The sequence below is a fragment of the Kribbella sp. NBC_00709 genome, assembly GCF_036226565.1.
Lineage (GTDB): Bacteria > Actinomycetota > Actinomycetes > Propionibacteriales > Kribbellaceae > Kribbella.
Window position 1 is genome coordinate 3,868,896 of the sequence record NZ_CP108996.1, and the last position, 16,995, is coordinate 3,885,890.

General features: G+C 69.3%; 16 protein-coding genes. 9 read left to right on the plus strand and 7 right to left on the minus strand.

Annotation, left to right across the window (positions count from 1 at the left end; genetic code table 11):
* Positions 1 to 3: 3 nt before the first annotated feature.
* Positions 4 to 480: a J-domain-containing protein gene (locus tag OHA18_RS19050; protein ID WP_329005469.1), complete on the plus strand. Its 477-nt coding sequence runs from the start codon at positions 4 to 6 to the stop codon at positions 478 to 480.
* On the opposite strand, the gene OHA18_RS19055 is transcribed toward OHA18_RS19050, so the two are convergent.
* Complete coding sequence (locus OHA18_RS19055) at positions 473 to 2,563, minus strand: thiamine pyrophosphate-dependent enzyme (protein ID WP_329005470.1); 2,091 nt, start codon at positions 2,561 to 2,563, stop codon at positions 473 to 475. The genes OHA18_RS19050 and OHA18_RS19055 overlap by 8 nt on opposite strands.
* Before the next feature lie 152 nt (positions 2,564 to 2,715).
* Between OHA18_RS19055 and OHA18_RS19060 the strand changes: the two genes are divergently transcribed.
* A complete protein-coding gene (locus OHA18_RS19060; protein WP_329005471.1) occupies positions 2,716 to 3,360 on the plus strand; it encodes a hypothetical protein in 645 nt (214 codons plus the stop codon).
* 1 nt (position 3,361) lies between these two features.
* On the opposite strand, the gene OHA18_RS19065 is transcribed toward OHA18_RS19060, so the two are convergent.
* Positions 3,362 to 4,213, minus strand: a complete 852-nt coding sequence (locus tag OHA18_RS19065; RefSeq protein WP_329005472.1) for a hypothetical protein — start codon at positions 4,211 to 4,213, stop codon at positions 3,362 to 3,364.
* A gap of 98 nt (positions 4,214 to 4,311) precedes the next feature.
* Positions 4,312 to 5,109 (minus strand): sigma-70 family RNA polymerase sigma factor, encoded by a 798-nt coding sequence (locus OHA18_RS19070; protein ID WP_329005473.1) that lies wholly within the window; start codon positions 5,107 to 5,109, stop codon positions 4,312 to 4,314.
* Positions 5,110 to 5,275: 166 nt separating this feature from the next.
* Between OHA18_RS19070 and OHA18_RS19075 the strand changes: the two genes are divergently transcribed.
* Both OHA18_RS19075 and OHA18_RS19080 read left to right on the plus strand, forming a co-directional pair.
* Positions 5,276 to 6,001: an NIPSNAP family protein gene (locus OHA18_RS19075; protein ID WP_329005474.1), complete on the plus strand. Its 726-nt coding sequence runs from the start codon at positions 5,276 to 5,278 to the stop codon at positions 5,999 to 6,001.
* 150 nt (positions 6,002 to 6,151) lie between these two features.
* Positions 6,152 to 7,090: a serine protein kinase RIO gene (locus OHA18_RS19080; RefSeq protein WP_329005475.1), complete on the plus strand. Its 939-nt coding sequence runs from the start codon at positions 6,152 to 6,154 to the stop codon at positions 7,088 to 7,090.
* Here the strand turns inward: OHA18_RS19080 and OHA18_RS19085 are convergent.
* Positions 7,074 to 8,156 carry an alpha/beta hydrolase family protein gene (locus OHA18_RS19085; RefSeq protein ID WP_329005476.1) on the minus strand — a complete coding sequence of 361 codons (1,083 nt, stop codon included), beginning with the start codon at positions 8,154 to 8,156 and terminating at the stop codon, positions 7,074 to 7,076. The two genes, OHA18_RS19080 and OHA18_RS19085, sit on opposite strands and share 17 nt — an antisense overlap.
* Positions 8,153 to 9,808, minus strand: a complete 1,656-nt coding sequence (locus OHA18_RS19090) for an FAD-binding dehydrogenase (protein WP_329005477.1) — start codon at positions 9,806 to 9,808, stop codon at positions 8,153 to 8,155. Before OHA18_RS19090 ends, OHA18_RS19085 begins: the two co-directional genes overlap by 4 nt.
* A 36-nt stretch (positions 9,809 to 9,844) precedes the next feature.
* Here OHA18_RS19090 and OHA18_RS19095 point away from each other — a divergent pair, with 36 nt between their 5' ends.
* Entirely contained in the window at positions 9,845 to 11,719 is a 1,875-nt protein-coding gene (locus OHA18_RS19095) for a DUF5107 domain-containing protein (RefSeq protein WP_329005478.1), read from the plus strand.
* 195 nt (positions 11,720 to 11,914) lie between these two features.
* On the plus strand, positions 11,915 to 12,313 hold the full coding sequence (locus OHA18_RS19100) for a DUF3592 domain-containing protein (RefSeq protein WP_329005479.1): 399 nt from the start codon (positions 11,915 to 11,917) through the stop codon (positions 12,311 to 12,313).
* 30 nt (positions 12,314 to 12,343) lie between these two features.
* On the opposite strand, the gene OHA18_RS19105 is transcribed toward OHA18_RS19100, so the two are convergent.
* Complete coding sequence (locus OHA18_RS19105) at positions 12,344 to 12,961, minus strand: TetR/AcrR family transcriptional regulator (RefSeq protein ID WP_329005480.1); 618 nt, start codon at positions 12,959 to 12,961, stop codon at positions 12,344 to 12,346.
* 83 nt (positions 12,962 to 13,044) lie between these two features.
* Here OHA18_RS19105 and OHA18_RS19110 point away from each other — a divergent pair, with 83 nt between their 5' ends.
* Positions 13,045 to 14,193: a phosphatidylinositol-specific phospholipase C1-like protein gene (locus OHA18_RS19110; protein WP_329005481.1), complete on the plus strand. Its 1,149-nt coding sequence runs from the start codon at positions 13,045 to 13,047 to the stop codon at positions 14,191 to 14,193.
* A 7-nt stretch (positions 14,194 to 14,200) separates the two neighbouring features.
* Positions 14,201 to 14,644, plus strand: coding sequence for an OsmC family protein (locus OHA18_RS19115; RefSeq protein WP_329005482.1), 444 nt, complete (start codon positions 14,201 to 14,203; stop codon positions 14,642 to 14,644).
* Positions 14,645 to 15,054: 410 nt separating this feature from the next.
* On the opposite strand, the gene OHA18_RS19120 is transcribed toward OHA18_RS19115, so the two are convergent.
* Entirely contained in the window at positions 15,055 to 16,209 is a 1,155-nt protein-coding gene (locus OHA18_RS19120) for an FUSC family protein (RefSeq protein WP_329005483.1), read from the minus strand.
* 136 nt (positions 16,210 to 16,345) lie between these two features.
* Between OHA18_RS19120 and OHA18_RS19125 the strand changes: the two genes are divergently transcribed.
* Positions 16,346 to 16,849, plus strand: coding sequence for a DUF5709 domain-containing protein (locus OHA18_RS19125; RefSeq protein ID WP_329005484.1), 504 nt, complete (start codon positions 16,346 to 16,348; stop codon positions 16,847 to 16,849).
* The last annotated feature ends 146 nt before the right edge of the window (positions 16,850 to 16,995 follow it).

A 16,995-nucleotide genomic window follows, 5' to 3' on the forward strand; every position in this document is an offset into this window, starting at 1 on the left:
CCCATGACCAAGCGCAGACCACCGGGTATGAGTAACCAGGAGTGGGTCGAGTCGCAGATCCAGCTGGCGCAGAACCAGGGCGAGTTCGACAACCTGCCCGGGGCCGGCAAACCGTTGAAGCTGGCCGAGGGCCACGATCCCGACTGGTGGGTCAAGGACTTCCTCCGCCGCGAGGACATCGAGACCGAGGCGCTGCTGCCGCCGGCGATGCTGCTCCGCAAGGAGAAGCAGCAGGTCCACGACAAGATCCGCGGCATGCGGCGCGAGTCCGAGGTCCGCGAGTACCTGGCCGATCTGAACAAGCGGATCCGGCTCAGCATCCGCGACAGCACCGGACCGGTCGTGCCGACAGGCCCGGTGAACGAGGACGCGATCATCGCCCAGTGGCGGATGGACCGGCCCGCGACCGAGCCGCGTCAGAGGCCCGCCGAAGAGCACCGGCCAACGAAGAAGTCGATCTGGCAGCGGCTCTTCAGCTGAGCATCGAGCGGGCCACCGTCTCGATGGTTTGCTCGCTCAGCAGTACGTCGTGCGCGGCCGCGCCGAGCGGGACGTACGAGTCGTAGCTCGTCACCCGCGCCAGCCGTCCGGTGTAGCCGTGGTCGATCAGCGTGGCCAGGATGCCCTCGGACACGCTGCCGGACCGCCGTGTCTCGTCGGCGACCAGGACGCGTCCCGTGGTCGTTGCCTCGCGCAACAGATCCTCGACCGGCAACGGCGCCAGCCAGCGCAGGTCGAGAACCCGGACACCCGGAACCCTGGCCGCCACCCGCAGGCTCATCGGCACGCCGTTCCCGAACGTGACGATGGTCAGCTCGGTCCCGTCGCCGTACGTCCGCCCCCGCCCGATCGGCACCGGTTCGTCCGGGTACGGCGATAGCCACTGGTCGTCGCCGTCGGCGTACAGATCGCGCCGGTGGTAGAGCGCGATCGGCTCCAGGAACACGCTGACCGTGCCGGACGATCGCGCCGCCGCCGTACACGCGTGCAGCATCGCGGCCGCGTCGTCCGGCCGCGACGGTGATGCGATCACGATGCCCGGGATGTCGCGCAGTACGCCGATCGCGTCGTCGTTGTGGAAGTGGCCGCCGAAGCCCTTCTGGTATCCGTACCCGGCGATCCGCAGCACCATCGGGTTCGCGTACTGCTCCTGCGAGAAGAACTTCAGCGACGCCGCCTCGCCGCGGAGCTGGTCCTCGGCGTTGTGCAGGTAGGCGAGGTACTGGATCTCGGGGATCGGCAGTAGCCCGGACACACCCGCGCCGAGTCCCAGGCCGAGGATCGACTGCTCGTCGAGGAGGGTGTCGAAGACGCGGGGCGGTCCGAAGACCTTCTGCAGTCCGCGCGTGACGCCGTACACCCCGCCCTTGCGGCCGACGTCCTCGCCGAAGACCATCGCCTCGGGGTACGACGCGAGAACGTCGCTCAGCGCGCGATTGATCGATTGGCTCAGCGTGAGCCGCTCCGTGGTGGGCGTGCGTTGCGGCAGAGCGTCGGCGACCGCGGTCGCCGATGGGAAGCGGAGCGGGGCGGCCACGGTCTCGGCGGAGGAGAGTTGCGGGAGGCCGGCGACCTCGGCGGCGATCCGGAGCGCCTCGGCCTGCTTGTCCTCGTACAGCTCGCCGATCTCGTCGGCCGTGTAGCCGGCGCCGAGCAGGTAGCGCGCCGTACCGAGGAGCGGGTCGCGTTCCTCGTCGGCGGCCAGCTCGGCGGGAGTGCGGTACGCCGTCTCGACATCGGAGCCCGCGTGGCCGAGCAGGCGGACGGTCCGCAGTCGGAGGAACGCCGGGCGCCGGTTGCGCCGTACGAAGGTCGCCGCCTCGGTCGCCATCGACAGGGCCGCGTCCAGGTCGGTGCCGTCCGCATCGAAGTACCGCAGACCGGGACGGGAGCCGTACGCCTGCCGGATCCAGCCGTCCGGCGTCCGCACGCTGATCCCGATCCCGTTGTCCTCGCAGACCAGCAGCAACGGCATCGGCAGCCCCTGGTACGACGCGTGCAGAGCGGCGTTGATCGCGCCGGTCGCGGTCGAGTGGTTCGCGGACGCGTCGCCGAAGCTGGTCACCACGATCGCGTCGGCCGGCCACGGTGACGGTACGCCGAGCTTGGCCGACCGGTTCAGCGAGAACGCGACCCCCATCGCGCGGGGCAGGTGGGACGCGATCGTCGACGTCTGCGGGATGATCGACAGCTCGTGCCGGCCGAACACCTTGTGCCGGCCGCCCGCGATCGGCTCACTGGTCGCCGCGGCGACGCCGAGCAGGATGTCGCGCAGGCCCTCCTTGGAGCCGCACTGCGCGGAGCGGGTCAGGTAGAAGGCGCCGGAGCGGTAGTGCAGCAGTGCCGGGTCGGTCGGCTCCAGGGCGGCGGCGACGGCCGCGTTGCCCTCGTGACCGGCCGAGCCGATCGTGTAGAAGCCGGTGCCCTGGGACTGCATCCAGCGCGCGGCGAGGTCCGCGTGCCGGCTGCCGAGCTGAGCGTCGAACAGGCTGCGGAGCAGCTCTGCGTCGTGCTCCCACGGGGCCGGGGCGAGGCCGCGGACGCGTTCGGCGAAGGTCCTCATCTGATACATGATCCGTGATGACGGGCCCGGCCACAGCTCCGCCCACGGGTTGAACAGCCCGCGTGGTTGGGGCCACGCTGGTCGGGAACGGTGCTGACGGCTCGTTCGTTCGTCCGGGGGAGGGGAACTGGGCTGTGGTGACGGTGAGTGAGATGCGTCTGTCTCCGGTGGTACGGCGGATGGGGCTCGCGGCCGGTCTCGGAGTGGGGACCGCCGGGGCGATGTCCGGCGTGCTCCTGCTCGGTCCGCTCGCCGCGTCGATCCTGCTGACGGTAGTGTTCCTGCTGGTCTGGCCGCTCGCTGCAGTGGTCCGGCACGTGGCCGACGAGGCGCCGTACGGCTCGTCGGCTCTGATCGCCGGCGCGGCCGCCGCGGCGGTGCTGTGCCTGCCCGGGCTGGTGCGACTGCTCGCATGGGGCGCCCTCGGGGTTGCCACCGCGCTGATCCTCGCCGGCCTCTTCATCCTGATCGACCTCGTCGTGCCCGACCGGCCCCCGCGCCGGCGCCGGTCCCGCGGGCAACGCAGGCTGGAGCGCCTCACCGAGACCCAGTTCGCTGAGGACGAGCGCCTGATCGAGTCCTTGCAGTGCCCGCTCAGCATCGAGGAGCTCTGCGGCGTCTGGTCCGACACCGCCACCCAACTCTCCCGGGGCGCCGGCCTTCGCGACCGCCAGGCCGTCGCCGAAGTACGCCGCATCTGCCTCGACGAGTTCGAACGCCGCAACCCGGAAGGCTTCCACCGCTGGCTCGACGCCGGCGCCCCCGCCAACCCCAGCCGCTACCTGCTCGGCAAGTAGCTCAGAGCCGGTTGTAGCGCTTCCGGGCCTCGCGGCTTTCCTTCTGCGCTTCGCGTGCGGTACGGCGGGCCTCGTCGAGGTCGGCGCCCAGGCGGTGCACCAGGCCCTGCGCCTCGGAGAGGGCTTCGCGGGCGGTGTCGAGCTGGGTGTCGAGGTCCTCGACCTTGGCCTCGGCTTCCTGCGCCGCGGCGACCGCGTCCTCGAACGCCTGCCTGGCCTTGGCTCGCTCGGCGGCGTCGCGTTCCTCCTGCTCGCGCGCGGCCGCGGCCGTCTCCTGGGCGGCGTCGGTCTCGGCCTGCTGGGTCTTGCGGCGATCGCGGGCAGCCTGGCGGCGTTCGTCGGTGAGCGGGGTGACGTTGGACGGTTCGCCGTTCTCGTCGACGACGCCGAAGCCGACGTGCCGGAGTGCGCTGCTCAGCCGGCCCTCGCGGACGGCGTCGCCCGCGGCCGGGTCGACGAGTGCGGCGTCCAGCGTCTCGCGCAGCTTCTGGCCGACGTCCGCGCTGATCTTCTGGCCGTCCTCGGCCGCCAGCCGAGCAGCCTCCTTGGCCAGCGTGTCCAGCAGTTGGTGGCGCTTCGGCGTCAGCTCCCGCAACCGGTCGCCGTCGAGGTCGGCGGTCGCCTCGCGGAACTCGTCACCGAGCGCGAGCAGGTCGTCCAGCTCGTCCGGCGCCTTGCGGGCGACCAGGTTGGTGATCCAGGCCGCGACCGTCGGCTTGCGCAGCGTCTTCAGCCGCGTCGAACCGGCCGCGTCGCCGTCCGCCTTCAGCCGTTTGGCCAGCTCGTTGCGAGTAGCAATGAAGTCGGCCGCCGGCACCGCATACAGCGCATCCGCCGCCTCCTCGAAGTCCACGAGAGCGACGCTACCGTACCGACGGACGGGTAGTAGTCGGCTCGAGCGCCCCGCTCGGCCTCGTCCTTCCGCTCAGGTCCGTCGGCCGGGGCCCACCTCTACCCGTTCTTCGGTACGCCGGTGGCCAGCTCGTCGCGGAGCTTCTCGAGGATCCCGCGGAGCAGCCGGGACACCTGCATCTGGCTGACCCCGAGCTCGTGACCGATCTCCTCCTGGGTGAAGCCGTTGCAGAACCGCAGTTGGAGGATGCGCTTGTCCCGGTCGCCAAGGTTCGCGACCGCGGGGGTGAGGGTCTGGACGTTCTCGACCAGGTCGTAGCCGTCCTCGGCGTCGGCGACCGACTCGAGCAGGCTGGTCCCACCCTCCGGGGCGGCCGGCGCGTCCAGCGACAGCGTGCTGAAGCAGCCGCGCACCGACGCGGCCTCGGCGACCTCGGCCGGATCCGTACCCAGCGCCACCGCGGTCTCTTCGTCGCTCGGCACGTGCCCGAGCCGCTGGATGAGCTCCGGCTCGGCCGCGGCGATGCTGCCCTGCATTTCCTGCACCCGGCGCGGGGGCCGGATCGTCCAGGCGCAGTCGCGGAAGTACCGCTTCAGTTCGCCGCGGATCGTCGGTACGGCGTACGACAGGAATGCGGTCGACGCGTCCACGCGGTACCCGTTGGCGGCCTTGACCAGGCCGAGGTACGCGACCTGCTCCAGGTCGTCGGAGTCGACGCCTTTGCTGCGGTAGCGCGAGGCAATCGATCTCGCGACCGGGGCGTTCAGCAGGATGACCTTGTCCAGGCACTCCTGGTGCCGTGGATCGGGTACGGCGTCCGCCTCGAGCAGGAGGTCGTGGGTGGCGTCGGCGATATTCTGCTTCAGGTCTTGGGTGCTGACGGCTGCGATCGTCACGGGAGATACCTCGTCGTGTCGTCGTGCGAGTCTGGTGGCAGGGGCTGAACCACTACCTCCACCAGATCAAACTCGGCCCGAGCTTGCAAGTACCCGCCTGTTACGGGTGTTTCAAACGGGTATCGCCTGACAGTAACTGTCAGGTTTACGTGTTTGGCTTGCAGCTATGAACGAGTGCTGCGCCGTCGTCGACCTGCGCCAGTACACGCTGCACCCTGGGCAGCGTGACACCCTGATCGACACTTTCGACACGTACTTCGTCGAAGGCCAGGAAGAGACCGGGATGCACATCGCCGGTCAGTTCCGCGATCTGGACGATCCGGACCGCTTCGTCTGGATCCGCGGCTTCCGGGACCTGCCCGCGCGGGCCGACGCGCTGAACGCGTTCTACTACGGCCCGGTCTGGCGCGAGCACGCCGCGGTCGCGAACGCGACGATGATCGACTCGGACAACGCACTGCTGCTCCGGCCGCTCCGGCTCGATGCCGGCTACCCGGCGCTCGCTGCGGCCAGGCCGCCGATCGGCAGCACCGAGACAGCGACGTCGGTGGTCGCCGGCGCGGTCTACCACCGCGGTTCGGAGGACGACGGGTTCGCCGAGTTCTTCACCGATCAGGTCGTGCCCGTCCTCGCCGCTACCGGGGCCCGGCCGGTCGCGGTCTTCGAGAGTTTGGTTGCCGCGAACAACTTTCCGGCGCTGCCGCTGCGGGACGAGGTGGTGCTCGCCTGGTTCGCGCGCTTCGCCGACGACACGGCGTACGACGAACACCGGCGGCTGCTCGCCGCGTCGCGCGCCTGGCAGCAGCGGGTGCTGCCGGAGCTGGTCTGCCGGACGGCGAAGCCGATGCAGGAGCTGCGGCTTCGGCCGACCGCACGTTCTCACCTGCGTTAAATACGTTGCGGAGCCTGGAACGGGCGTGCATCCTGGTTTGACCCGAGTAGCGGCGAGCGCTGCCTGGACCTAAGGAGGGCTGACGGATGGCCATCTCTGTGCTGCGGCATGTCCGCGTCAGTCCCACCTCAAGGTTCAGGAGCACCTCAGTTGTCTTCAGAGTTCGCAGTATCTGATCAAGACCGCACCGATAACTACCTTTCCGACTTCGACTCCCGCTGGTCGGAGTTCACCAGCGACGAGTCCCAACCGGATCCGTCCGACGCCTTCGTCTTCAATTTCCATTCGGTCGCCGAGGAACTCGGTCCGGATCAGCGGTGGTCCACCTGGCTGGACGTCGAGCGCGGTTCTCGCGGCCCGGAACCACGCCCCTCGTGGGTTGTGACGGAACAGGCTGCGATCGACACCGAGCTCGGCGTCCTCAAAACCGGTAAGGAAGCCGACGTCTTCCTGGTCGAGCGTGCCGTCGAATCCATCGGCGACAATCCGGGTCGATCGGTGCTGATGGCCGCGAAGCGGTATCGCACCGAGGAGCACCGCTCCTTCCACCGCAGTACGGCGTACGTCGAAGGGCGCCGGATCCGCAACAGCCGCGACAGCCGGGCCATGCACAAGAAGACCGCGCACGGCCGCAGTGTGGCCGCGGGGCAATGGGCGGGCGCGGAGTGGGGTGCGCTGTGCCAGCTGTGGACGGCCGGTGTCCCGGTGCCGTACCCGGTGCAGGTGGACGGCACCGAGCTGTTGATGGAGTTCATCGACGACGGTGAAGGCGGGGCGGCGCCACGGCTCGCCCAGGTCCGGCCGTCGATGGAGCTGCTCGGTCAGTACTTCGAGCAGGTTCGCCACGGCATGCGGGAACTGGCCCGGGCCGGGTTGGCGCACGGCGACCTCTCGCCGTACAACATCCTGGCTCAGGGGGAGCGGATCGTGATGATCGACCTGCCACAGGTGATCGACATCGTCGGCAACCCCAAGGGGATGGAGTTCCTGATGCGCGACTGCCACAACATGGCCACCTGGTTCACCAGCCGCGGCCTGGAGATCGACGATCAGGAGCTGTTCGCCGATCTGCTCACGATGGTGTTCTGATCGCGGCCTGCAGCAGCGGGACAAGTGGCACCAGCTGGTCGGGGTAGGCGTCGACGAGACCGTCGAGATGGTTGCCTGCCTCGACCCGCTGGTACGTGTGCAGACCGGTCGGTCGAGCCAGCTCCGCGTACCGGTCGGACTGCGTGATCGGCAGCAGACAGTCGTAGCTTCCGTGGATGCTGTGCAGCGGCTTGCCGATCTTCCCGGTCAGACCGAACCGCTGGATCGCCTCGTGCGCCTCGGGCCGTTGCGAGTAGTCGTAGCTCGCCTCGCTGCCTTGGTACGACGGGTCGAGTTCGCGAGTGTAGATCCGTTGGGTCAGCGTCCAGTAGATGGTGTAGTGGTACTCCCAGAGGAAGTCCGACCGCGGATCGAAACCCGCCGCGGTGACCAGCCCCGGAGAGTGTTGCTCATAGCCCCTAATTGCGGACGGCAGCGCAGAGAACGGATTCAGCTCCGCGTTCCAGAGCGTGCCTTCCAGCTCGACGCCGCGGGTGTAGAGCTCCGGATGGTTCTCGAGTTGCCAGCGGACCAGGTACCCGCCGTTCGAGACACCGGCCGCGACCACGTCGTCGGCCGGCTGACCGTAGTGCTGCGCGACGGTCTCGCGGGCGGCCACGGTGAGCTCGGTCATCCGTGTGTTCCACTCGACGATGGCGTCGCCGGGGGTGCGGCTGCCGGCGTAGAACTCGATGCCCGTGTTGCCCTTGTCGGTGGCGGCGTACGCGTAACCCAGCGACAGCACGTAGTCCGAGATCGCCTGATCGTTCGAGTACTGCGCTCGCACGCCGGGCGCGCCGGAGACGACGAGGCCGCCGTTCCAGCGCTCCGGGAGGCGGATCACGAACTGGGCGTCGTGATTCCAGCCGTTGTTGGTGTTCGTGTGCGAGTCGGACGGGAAGTAGCCGTCGATCTGGACGCCCGGCACACCCGACCGCACCGGCAACCCGGCATGCGTCGTACCGACGTAGTCGGCGGGGTTGGTGTGTCCGGAGGCGACCGTGGCGGTCGTGGTCAGGTCGTCCAGGCGGGCGGACTCCTGGTGTTCGGCCCCTGGGACGGTCACCCGACGGCCCTGGCGGCCGCGCGTCCCGCCGTACGGCCGGTGAAGAGGCAGCCGCCGACGAAGGTGCCTTCGAGGGATCGGTAGCCGTGGATGCCGCCGCCGCCGAAACCGGCCACCTCGCCGGCCGCATACAGACCGGGGAGCGGCGTGCCGTCCTCGCGCAGTACGCGCGAATCCAGGTCGGTCTGCAGACCGCCGAGGGACTTCCGGGTCAGGATGTTCAGCCGTACGGCGATCAGCGGGCCCGCCTTCGGATCGAGGATCCGGTGCGGTGAAGCGACCCGGATCAGCTTGTCGCCGCGGTAGTTCCGGGCGCCGCGCAGCGCGGTCACCTGCAGGTCCTTGGTGAACGTGTTGGTCAGCTCCCGGTCCCGCGCCACGATCTGCCGCTCGAGGTCGTCGAGGTCGATCAGGTTCTCGCCGGTCAGGTCGTTCATCCCGCGGACCAGGTCCGGAAGGTTGCCTCGGACAACAAAGTCGGCGCCGTTGTCCATGAACGCCTGCACCGGCGCGGTCGCCCCGCCGCGCGCGCGGCCGAGCACCCCCTTGATGTCCTTGCCGGTCAGGTCCGGGTTCTGTTCCTGGCCGGAGAGGGCGAACTCCTTCTCGATGATCTTCTGGGTCAGCACGAACCAGGTGTAGTCGTACCCGGTCGTCATGATGTGCTCGAGCGTGCCGAGGGTGTCGAAGCCGGGGAACAACGGCACCGGCAGCCGTTTCCCGGTCGCGTCGAACCACAGCGACGACGGCCCGGGCAGGATCCGGATGCCGTGCATCGGCCAGATCGGGTCCCAGTTCTGGATGCCCTCGGTGTAGTGCCACATCCGGTCGCGGTTCACGTACCGGCCGCCGGCCTTCTCGGTGATGCCGAGCATCCGCCCGTCGACGTGCGCGGGCACGCCCGAGATCATCCGCTTCGGCGGCTCACCCATCCGCTTCGGCCACTGCGACCGGACCAGGTCGTGGTTGCCGCCGATACCGCCGGATGTGACGATCACCGCCTGCGCCGAGAGTTGGAAATCGCCGGCCTCGACCCGCGAGCTCGGCATCCCGCGCGCTACGTCGCTGGGCTCGAGCACCTTGCCCGTGACGCCGTCGACCACACCGTCCGTGACGCTCAGCTCGTCCACCCGATGCCGGAAGCGGAACTCGACCAGCCCCTTCGCGACCGCATCCCGCACCCGCCGCTCGAACGGCGCGACCAGCCCCGGCCCGGTGCCCCAGGTGATGTGGAAGCGCGGCACCGAGTTCCCGTGCCCGTCCGCGTTGTATCCGCCGCGCTCGGCCCAACCGACGACAGGGAAGAACCGGACGCCTTGGGCGTGCAGCCACGGACGTTTCTCGCCGGCGGCCCAGTCGACGTACGCCTCGGCCCACTGCCGCGCCCACTTGTCCTCGTCGTCCAGCCGGTCGAACCCGGCCGAGCCGAGCCAGTCCTGCCACGCGAGATCGCGGGAATCCTTGATCCCCATCCGCCGCTGTTCCGGGGAGTCGACGAACAGCAGCCCACCGAACGACCAGAACGCCTGCCCGCCGAGCGACGCCTCCGGCTCCTGGTCGAGCAGCAGCACCTTCCGCCCCGCATCGGCCAGCTCCGCAGTCGCAGCCAGCCCAGCCAACCCCGCCCCGACCACGATCACATCAGCGTCCATGTCGACCATGTATAGCGCACTTGGGAAGATGAGGCAGTGACGATCCTTTCTGCGCAAAACCTCGTGCTTCCTGCAGCTTCGCTCGGTCCGGAGAATCCGCTGGCACCGCTCCGGACGCAGCGTGAGCCACACCAGGTCGAGAACATCGCCGAGTTGCCGGACGAGTTGCGGGAGAACATCGAGTACGGGCGTCTACACAGCCCGCTGCCGTGCCTGAACCAGGACGGGTACGACCGCACTCTCGTCGAGACAGCCTTCCCAGCGCTCGTGCTCGAGAACGACCACCTGCGCGCAACCGTCCTGCCGAGCCTCGGTGGACGGCTGTACTCGCTCGTCCACAAGGCCACCGGGCAGGAGCTGCTCTATCGCAACCCGGTGTTCCAGCCGGCGAACCTTGCCCTGCGCAACGCCTGGTTCGCCGGCGGTGTCGAGTGGAACGTCGGCAGCACCGGCCACTGGACCGGCACTTGCGCGCCGATGCACGCCGCGCGCGTCGAAGGCCCGGACGGTACGCCGGTCCTTCGCCTGTGGGAGCTCGAACGAACCCGCAACCTCATCACCCAACTCGACTTCTGGCTGCCGGCGGACTCGGAGTTCCTGTACGTCGGAGTACGGCTGCAGAACCCGTCCGACGTCGAGGTCCCGGCGTACTGGTGGTCGAACATCGCGGTCGCGCAGTCGCCGGAGACTCGCGTGCTGGTGCCGGCGGACCAGGCCTGGCGGTTCGGGTACGGGAGCCGGCTCGATCTGATCGACGTACCTCTTTATGAGGGTGCCGACCTGACCTATCCGATGCGGCATCCGCGCGCGGTCGACTTCTTCTTCGAGCCGCTGCCGGAGGAACAGTCGTGGATCGCGTCGGTCGACGGCTCGGGTGCGGGGCTGGTGCAGGCGTCGACCGAGCGGCTGCAGGGGCGGAAGCTGTTCGTGTGGGGGCAGGGCGACGGCGGGCGACGCTGGCAGGAATGGCTGTCGCCCGGGCTCGAAGGCGACGGGTACGCCGAGATTCAGGCTGGGCTCGCTCGGACGCAGATGGAGCACCTGAAGCTGCCCGCGGGGACCGACTGGCACTGGATGGAGGCGTACGGACGTCTCTCGATGGATGCGGGCGTTGCGCATTCCGAGGACTGGAAGGCGGCCCGGACCGCCGGTGCCGCCGCGCTGGGTCCCGTGCTGGATGGGTTGGCCGGGCGGGAGCAGGCCTGGCTGGGTGTTATGGACGCGGCTCCGGTAGAGCGGCTCGGGGTTGGGTCCGGGTGGGGGGCGTTGGAGCTGGCCCGGACGGGTTGGAAGTTGTCGGCAGGTACACCGTTCGACGACGACACCATGACGGCGCGGGAGCGGGCATGGCTGCCCCTGCTCGAAGGGCAGTTGCCGGCCGGTGACGGCGTACCGGATGGGACGTTGGTGGCGTGGCGCGAGCTGCTGGAGGCGGCCGAGGACAACTGGCTGGTCTGGTACCACCGGGGTGTGGCGCGGCATTACTACGGTGACATCGACGGTGCGGTAGAGGCGTGGCGGCAGTCCGGCGACAACGCCTGGGCGCTCCGCAGCCTCGGTGTGGTCACGGGGGAGCTGTCGTACTACGAACGTGCGGTCGAGCTGCTGCCCGACCTGGTGCCGCTGGTCGTAGAGGCAGCCACGGTGGCGCTCGACACCGACCTGACGCGGGCGGAGCCGATGCTCGAGCACGCGCCCGACGACCCGCGGATCCAGCTGTTGCGCGTCCGGTTCGCGCTGGAGATCGGCGATCCGGGCACGGCGCACGACCTGTTGGCCGCTGGGATCCAGCTGGCCACGGTCCGGGAGGGTGCGAACCCGCTTGCCGACTACTGGCTGGCCGCGGAGGAGGCGCTGTGGACGCGGCGGCCAGTACCGCCGCAGTACCAGTTCGGAATGGGCGGAAACTGACAACTTCAGGTCAACTCTACCTCTAGCAACACCGCTCCACCTGGCTCTACCATGATGCTGTAGAAAAGAATTTGTACTTACCTGGAACCAAGTGGAATCCGGTGGCGTCTCACCGGTGTGCGGCGAAGGCCGCACGAGGCAGGAACGACAACAACGACCGCGTCGCTCGCGGGCGGCGCGTCGGGGGTGAGTGCCATGTTGACGATCGTTGTAGTAAGTGGGCTCGGCCTGGTGCTGGTGGTTGCAGCCTTCATCGTGACCGAAGTCCTGGCCGGAATCCGGCGGGACGAACCCACCGGCACGGAGGAAAAGACCGCGGGAGGAGTGATCCGGGTGCGTGGCCCGGTCCGCGGCCAACTGCCGAGCGGTGCCCCGGCGATCTACACCGAGGTCATCGTCGAGTACTACACCCGACGGGGCGAGGGGCCGTACCAGGTCTCCCGCAAGTTCCCGGTCGGGAGCAGGATTACTTACACCAAGGGTGACCGGGTGATCGTCGCGTACGACGTCCGGACGCCCCGCCGGGCCCGTCTGGCCGGACGGGTCAGCCACTGGCCGGCCCTGGGTCTGCCTTCCGCAGCCCGGGCGGCCTGACCGTTCATCCTGCTTGAGCCACCCCCCGGCTCAAGCAGGGAGATGAGAGGCGAGCAGGTTGTACAGCACCGGCCGGCCCTGATCCAGGACGTACTCCGCCTCGTCCGCGGACAGCCGATCGGCCAGATGCGCCAGCGACTCGCCCATCGCGATACTGAGCGTCACCGCCAAGCGGAAGTCGCGGGAGTCCCGGGCGCCGAACCGCGCCGCGAGCAGCTCCGCGAACTCACCGGCGTGCTGATCGTCGAACTCGCCCGGCTTCGATTCCAGCTCCGGATCGCCGAGCCCGCTCAGCACGACCGCCCTGAACCCCGGATCGGTCCGGTGCATCTCCCGGAACGTGTCCAGCGTGACGTCGACCGCCGCCCGCCAGCTCGACACGTCGGCCAGCCGCTCGCTGACCGCCTCGGTGTAGCGCGCCTGGTTCCGCCGCTCGATCGCCTGGATCAGGCTGCGCTTGTCCGGGAAGTACCGGTACACGCTGCCGACCGCGATCTCGGCCCGCTTCGCGATCCCGCTCGTCGACGCCGCGTCGTACCCGCGCTCGACCACCTCGGCGCAGGCCGCGTCGAGGATGCGCTCGACCTGCCGGTTGGCCCGGTCCTGGGTCGGCGTACGGCGGAGCGGATACGCCCCCGAAGTCACCATTCATTCATTGTCCACGCATCGAGGGACAACGTTGCCACTCCTGTGTGACAGATTGCCGTCAATCAGAGGAGGGGAACTTACCTATGCGCATCAGCAGAACAATGGTTGCCGGGGCAGCGTCCGTCGCCCTGGCCGCGTCCGGCGTGGCCGGTACGGCGGTCAGGCGGCACGACTCGCACGCCGCCGGCGACAGCCTGCGGCTGAACCAGGTCCAGGTGGTCGGCTCGCACAACTCGTACCACCGGGAGCTCAGCCCGAACGAGCAGAAGGTCCAGCAGCAGCAGAACGCCGGCTCGGTCGACCTCTGGTACTCGCACGCCCCGATCTCCCAGCAGCTGGAGGACCAGAACGTCCGCTCGCTGGAGCTGGACCTGTTCCCGGACCCGCAGGGCGGCCTGTACACGTACCCGCTGATCCGGAAGCTGACTGGCCAGGGACCGCTGACCGACCCGGCGATGGCCCAGCCCGGGATCAAGGTCATGCACGTCCCCGACTTCGACTACAACACCAACTGCGACACCTTCGTGCTGTGCTTGCAGCAGGTGAAGACCTGGTCCGACGCGCACCCGAGCCACGTGCCGATCGCGATCAACCTCGAACTGAAGCAGTCCGACCCGCAAGTGGTCGCCGCCGGCGGCGTCGAGGCGCCGCCGTGGGACGCCGCCAACCTGGACAGCGTCGACACCGAGATCCGCTCGGTGTTCAAGGAGAACGAGCTCCTCACGCCGGACGACGTACGCAAGCCCGGCCTGACGCTCGAGCAGTCCGTACTGACCAAGGGCTGGCCGAAGCTGAACAGCGTCCGCGGCCAGGTGATGTTCTACTTCGACAACGGCGGACCCGGTGCGATCCGTGACACCTACACCGCCGGCAAGCCGAACCTGGAGGGCCGGGCGGTCTTCACCCGTGGGCCGGAGGGCGCGCCGGACGCAGCGGTCACCGAGGTGAACGACCCGCGCGGCACGGGCCAGGCCGAGATCCAGCGGCTGGTGCGCAAGGGCTACCTCGTCCGGACCCGGTCCGACGAGCCGATGGCAACGATCCGGGACAAGGACTACACCCGGCTCGGGATCGCGCTGGCCAGCGGTGCGCAGTGGGTGACCACGGACTTCCCGGTCGCCGGCATGGCCGCCCGCTACGACAGCGACTTCGTCGCCAAGCTGCCCGGGCACACTCCCGTACGATGCAATCCCGTCACCGCAACCGCGAAGGCGGCCGTCTCGGAAGGGTGAGCTGAACATGTCGGAGCACGTGGTCGATGTGAGTTGGAGCCGCGGTGAGCACGAGTTCACCTACGACACCTACGACCGCGACCACGAGTGGCGCTTCGACGGCGGCATCACGGTGCCCGGTTCGGCGAACCCGAAGTACCTCGGCAACCCGGGCCCGGTCGATCCGGAGGAGGCGTTCGTGGCGGCGCTGTCGTCCTGCCACATGCTGACCTTCTTGTCGATCGCGGCCCGGAAGCGCCTGGTGGTGGACGCGTACGACGACCACGCGGTCGGCGTGATGGCTCCGAACGCGGCCGGGCGGCTGGCGATCACGCAGGTGACGCTGCACCCGAAGATCGTCTGGGGTGGCACCGAGCCGGACACCGGGACGATCGAGAAGATCCATCACCTGTCACATCAGGAATGCTTCATCGCGAACTCGGTGACGACCGAGATCACGATCGCAAGCTGATCCAGGCGGCAGACAAAAACCACCCGCCGGACCGGCCTGAGCCTCGCGCAAGCGGCGTCAGGATGGTCGGCGGGTGGTTTTGGGTGCACCTCTGTGGCGGTGCACCGGTAACGGATCCGGCGGCGCCTCGCACTGGGCGCCTCTGCGTTTGCTGTGCGACTCCGCGCGGTCCAGCTCGGTGGGCAGGACCGTTCGGCGCGCCGCCGGGGATCCGTTCGTCCGGTTCGCGCCTTACTGCTCGGCGGCGGCGTCGCTCCGGTCGTCAGTGGTCTGGTTGTCGACCGCCAGCAGGTCCTCGAGCTCACGGACCTGCTCGTTGGCCATCGTGGTCATCAGTCGGTGGATCGTCATGCCAGTGAGACGCAGCAGGTCCACAGGTATGACGGGAATTCCGGATGTGACCTGGACCACTACTTCTCGTCGAGCCCGTCCAGCCTCAGCGGGACGAGTTTCCGGGCGTCGTCGTACGACGTGCCGGTCAGCTCGAGCAGGTCGATGATCGTGGACCGGAGCTGACCGAGGACCACGACCGCGGACAGGCCGGTCGGCAGCGGCATCACCGCGGTACGGCGGCCGAGCTCGCCCAGGACGCGGTGGGCCGCGACGTCAGCGGCCGGTTCGAACAGGGATTCGCCGATCAGGCGGGTGCCGTCGGCGAGGCGCTCCAGCAGCATCGGGTACTCCGCCGGCATCCCCTCGTCCCGCCACACCGACACCGCGCACCGCCGTACCAGGACCCGGATGTTCCGGATCGCGCGATCCAGCGGTACGACGAGGTCGGCGATCTCCTGGACCCGGCCGCGGTGCCGGCGGACGAACGGAGACAGCCGGACGACCGCAACCCCTTCGTCGGCGGCGCTGCGCAGGTCGTCGAGGCGGGACTCGCTCGCCCGGGCGCGGCGGAGCGCGTCGGTGACGGCTTCTTCGTCGCGGCTGCGGAGGCCGTCCGCGGTCTCGATCAGGATCTCGGCCAGCTCGCTCAGTACGCTCGCGGCCTGCTGCCGCGGACGCCTGATCGCGGCGGCCGGGGCGATCGTGGCGGCGGCGAGCGCGACCACCCCGCCGAGGACCGCGTCCAGCCAGCGGCTGAACCCGGCGCCCGGGTTCGGCAGCAGGGTGGTGACAATTGCGGCCTGGACCCCGGCCTGCGTGGTCATCAAAGTGCCGGCGCCGAGCAGTACGGCGACGCTCATCGCGAGCGCGATCACGAAGATGATCTGTGGGATCCCGGTGCCGAAGACGCGGACGAAGAGGTCGCCCACGCCGACGCCGACCGCCACGCCGACCATCACCTCGGCGACCCGGCGGAGTCGCTGTCCGAAGCTGAAGCCGAGGCAGACCATCGCGGCGACCGGCGCGAAGAACGGTTGTTTGTGGCCGACGACGTACCGGCCGAAGGCCCAGGCGACCCCGGCGGCGAGCGCGCACTGGGCGATGAAGAAGGCCCGGCTGCGCCAGCGTTCGACCCGGCGGCGGATCGACGCACGCGACCGCCGGGCGGCCTGCGGCGCGATGTCGTCGCGCAGCTCTCGCAACTGGTCCAACGTCAGCCTGACCGGATCCACGGGCCCCATTCTGCGTCGAGCTTGATTCCACCGCCTGCGACGCGCCAAGGTTGCCCCATGAGCGAGCGGAGCGAGCGAACAGCAAGCAGAGCGACCCCGTCGCTCATGCCGGAGCCGAGCGCAGCGAGGTGGAGGCATGAGTGACGACAGCCGTGAGGACTACGGCAGCTATTCCGTCGATGACGAGGATCAGCTGCAGGCGGAGGACACCCTGAACGACCGGGGTGTTGACGATCTGCTCGACGAGGGGGTCTCGCCGCCGGAGAAGTGGTCCGCGGGCGAAGGCTTCGGTACCACGGCCGACGAGGCGCTGCAGGGCGAGACCCTGGACCAGCGGATCGCCCAGGAGGTCCCGGACAGCGACCCGTACGCCGAGGACGGCGAGGACGTCGGCGGCCCGGAGGTCGGCGTGGTCCGCTCCGGGCGCCTGGTCGCCCCCGACGAGGGCGCGCACGGCGACGACGACAACGAGCTGTTCGCCGAGGACGTCGGCATCGACGGCGCCGCCGCCGGTGCCGAGGAGGCAGCTGTCCATCTCGTCGACGACGAGGACAACTTCGAGCTCGAGGACGACGACGAGGAGGACCTCGAGAGCTACGACGACGTCGACCTGGGCGACGTCGGCGACGCCGAGGACTGACCACCCCTCCCACCCGCGCCCGCCTCCGGACGTCCGTCTCAGGGGTCAACCCCTGAGACGGACGGTTGCGGACCGAGAATCCGGGTCCGCAACCGACGAGGTGCGGGGTTGACCCCTGAGACGTTCGGAGTGCGGGAGGATCGGCT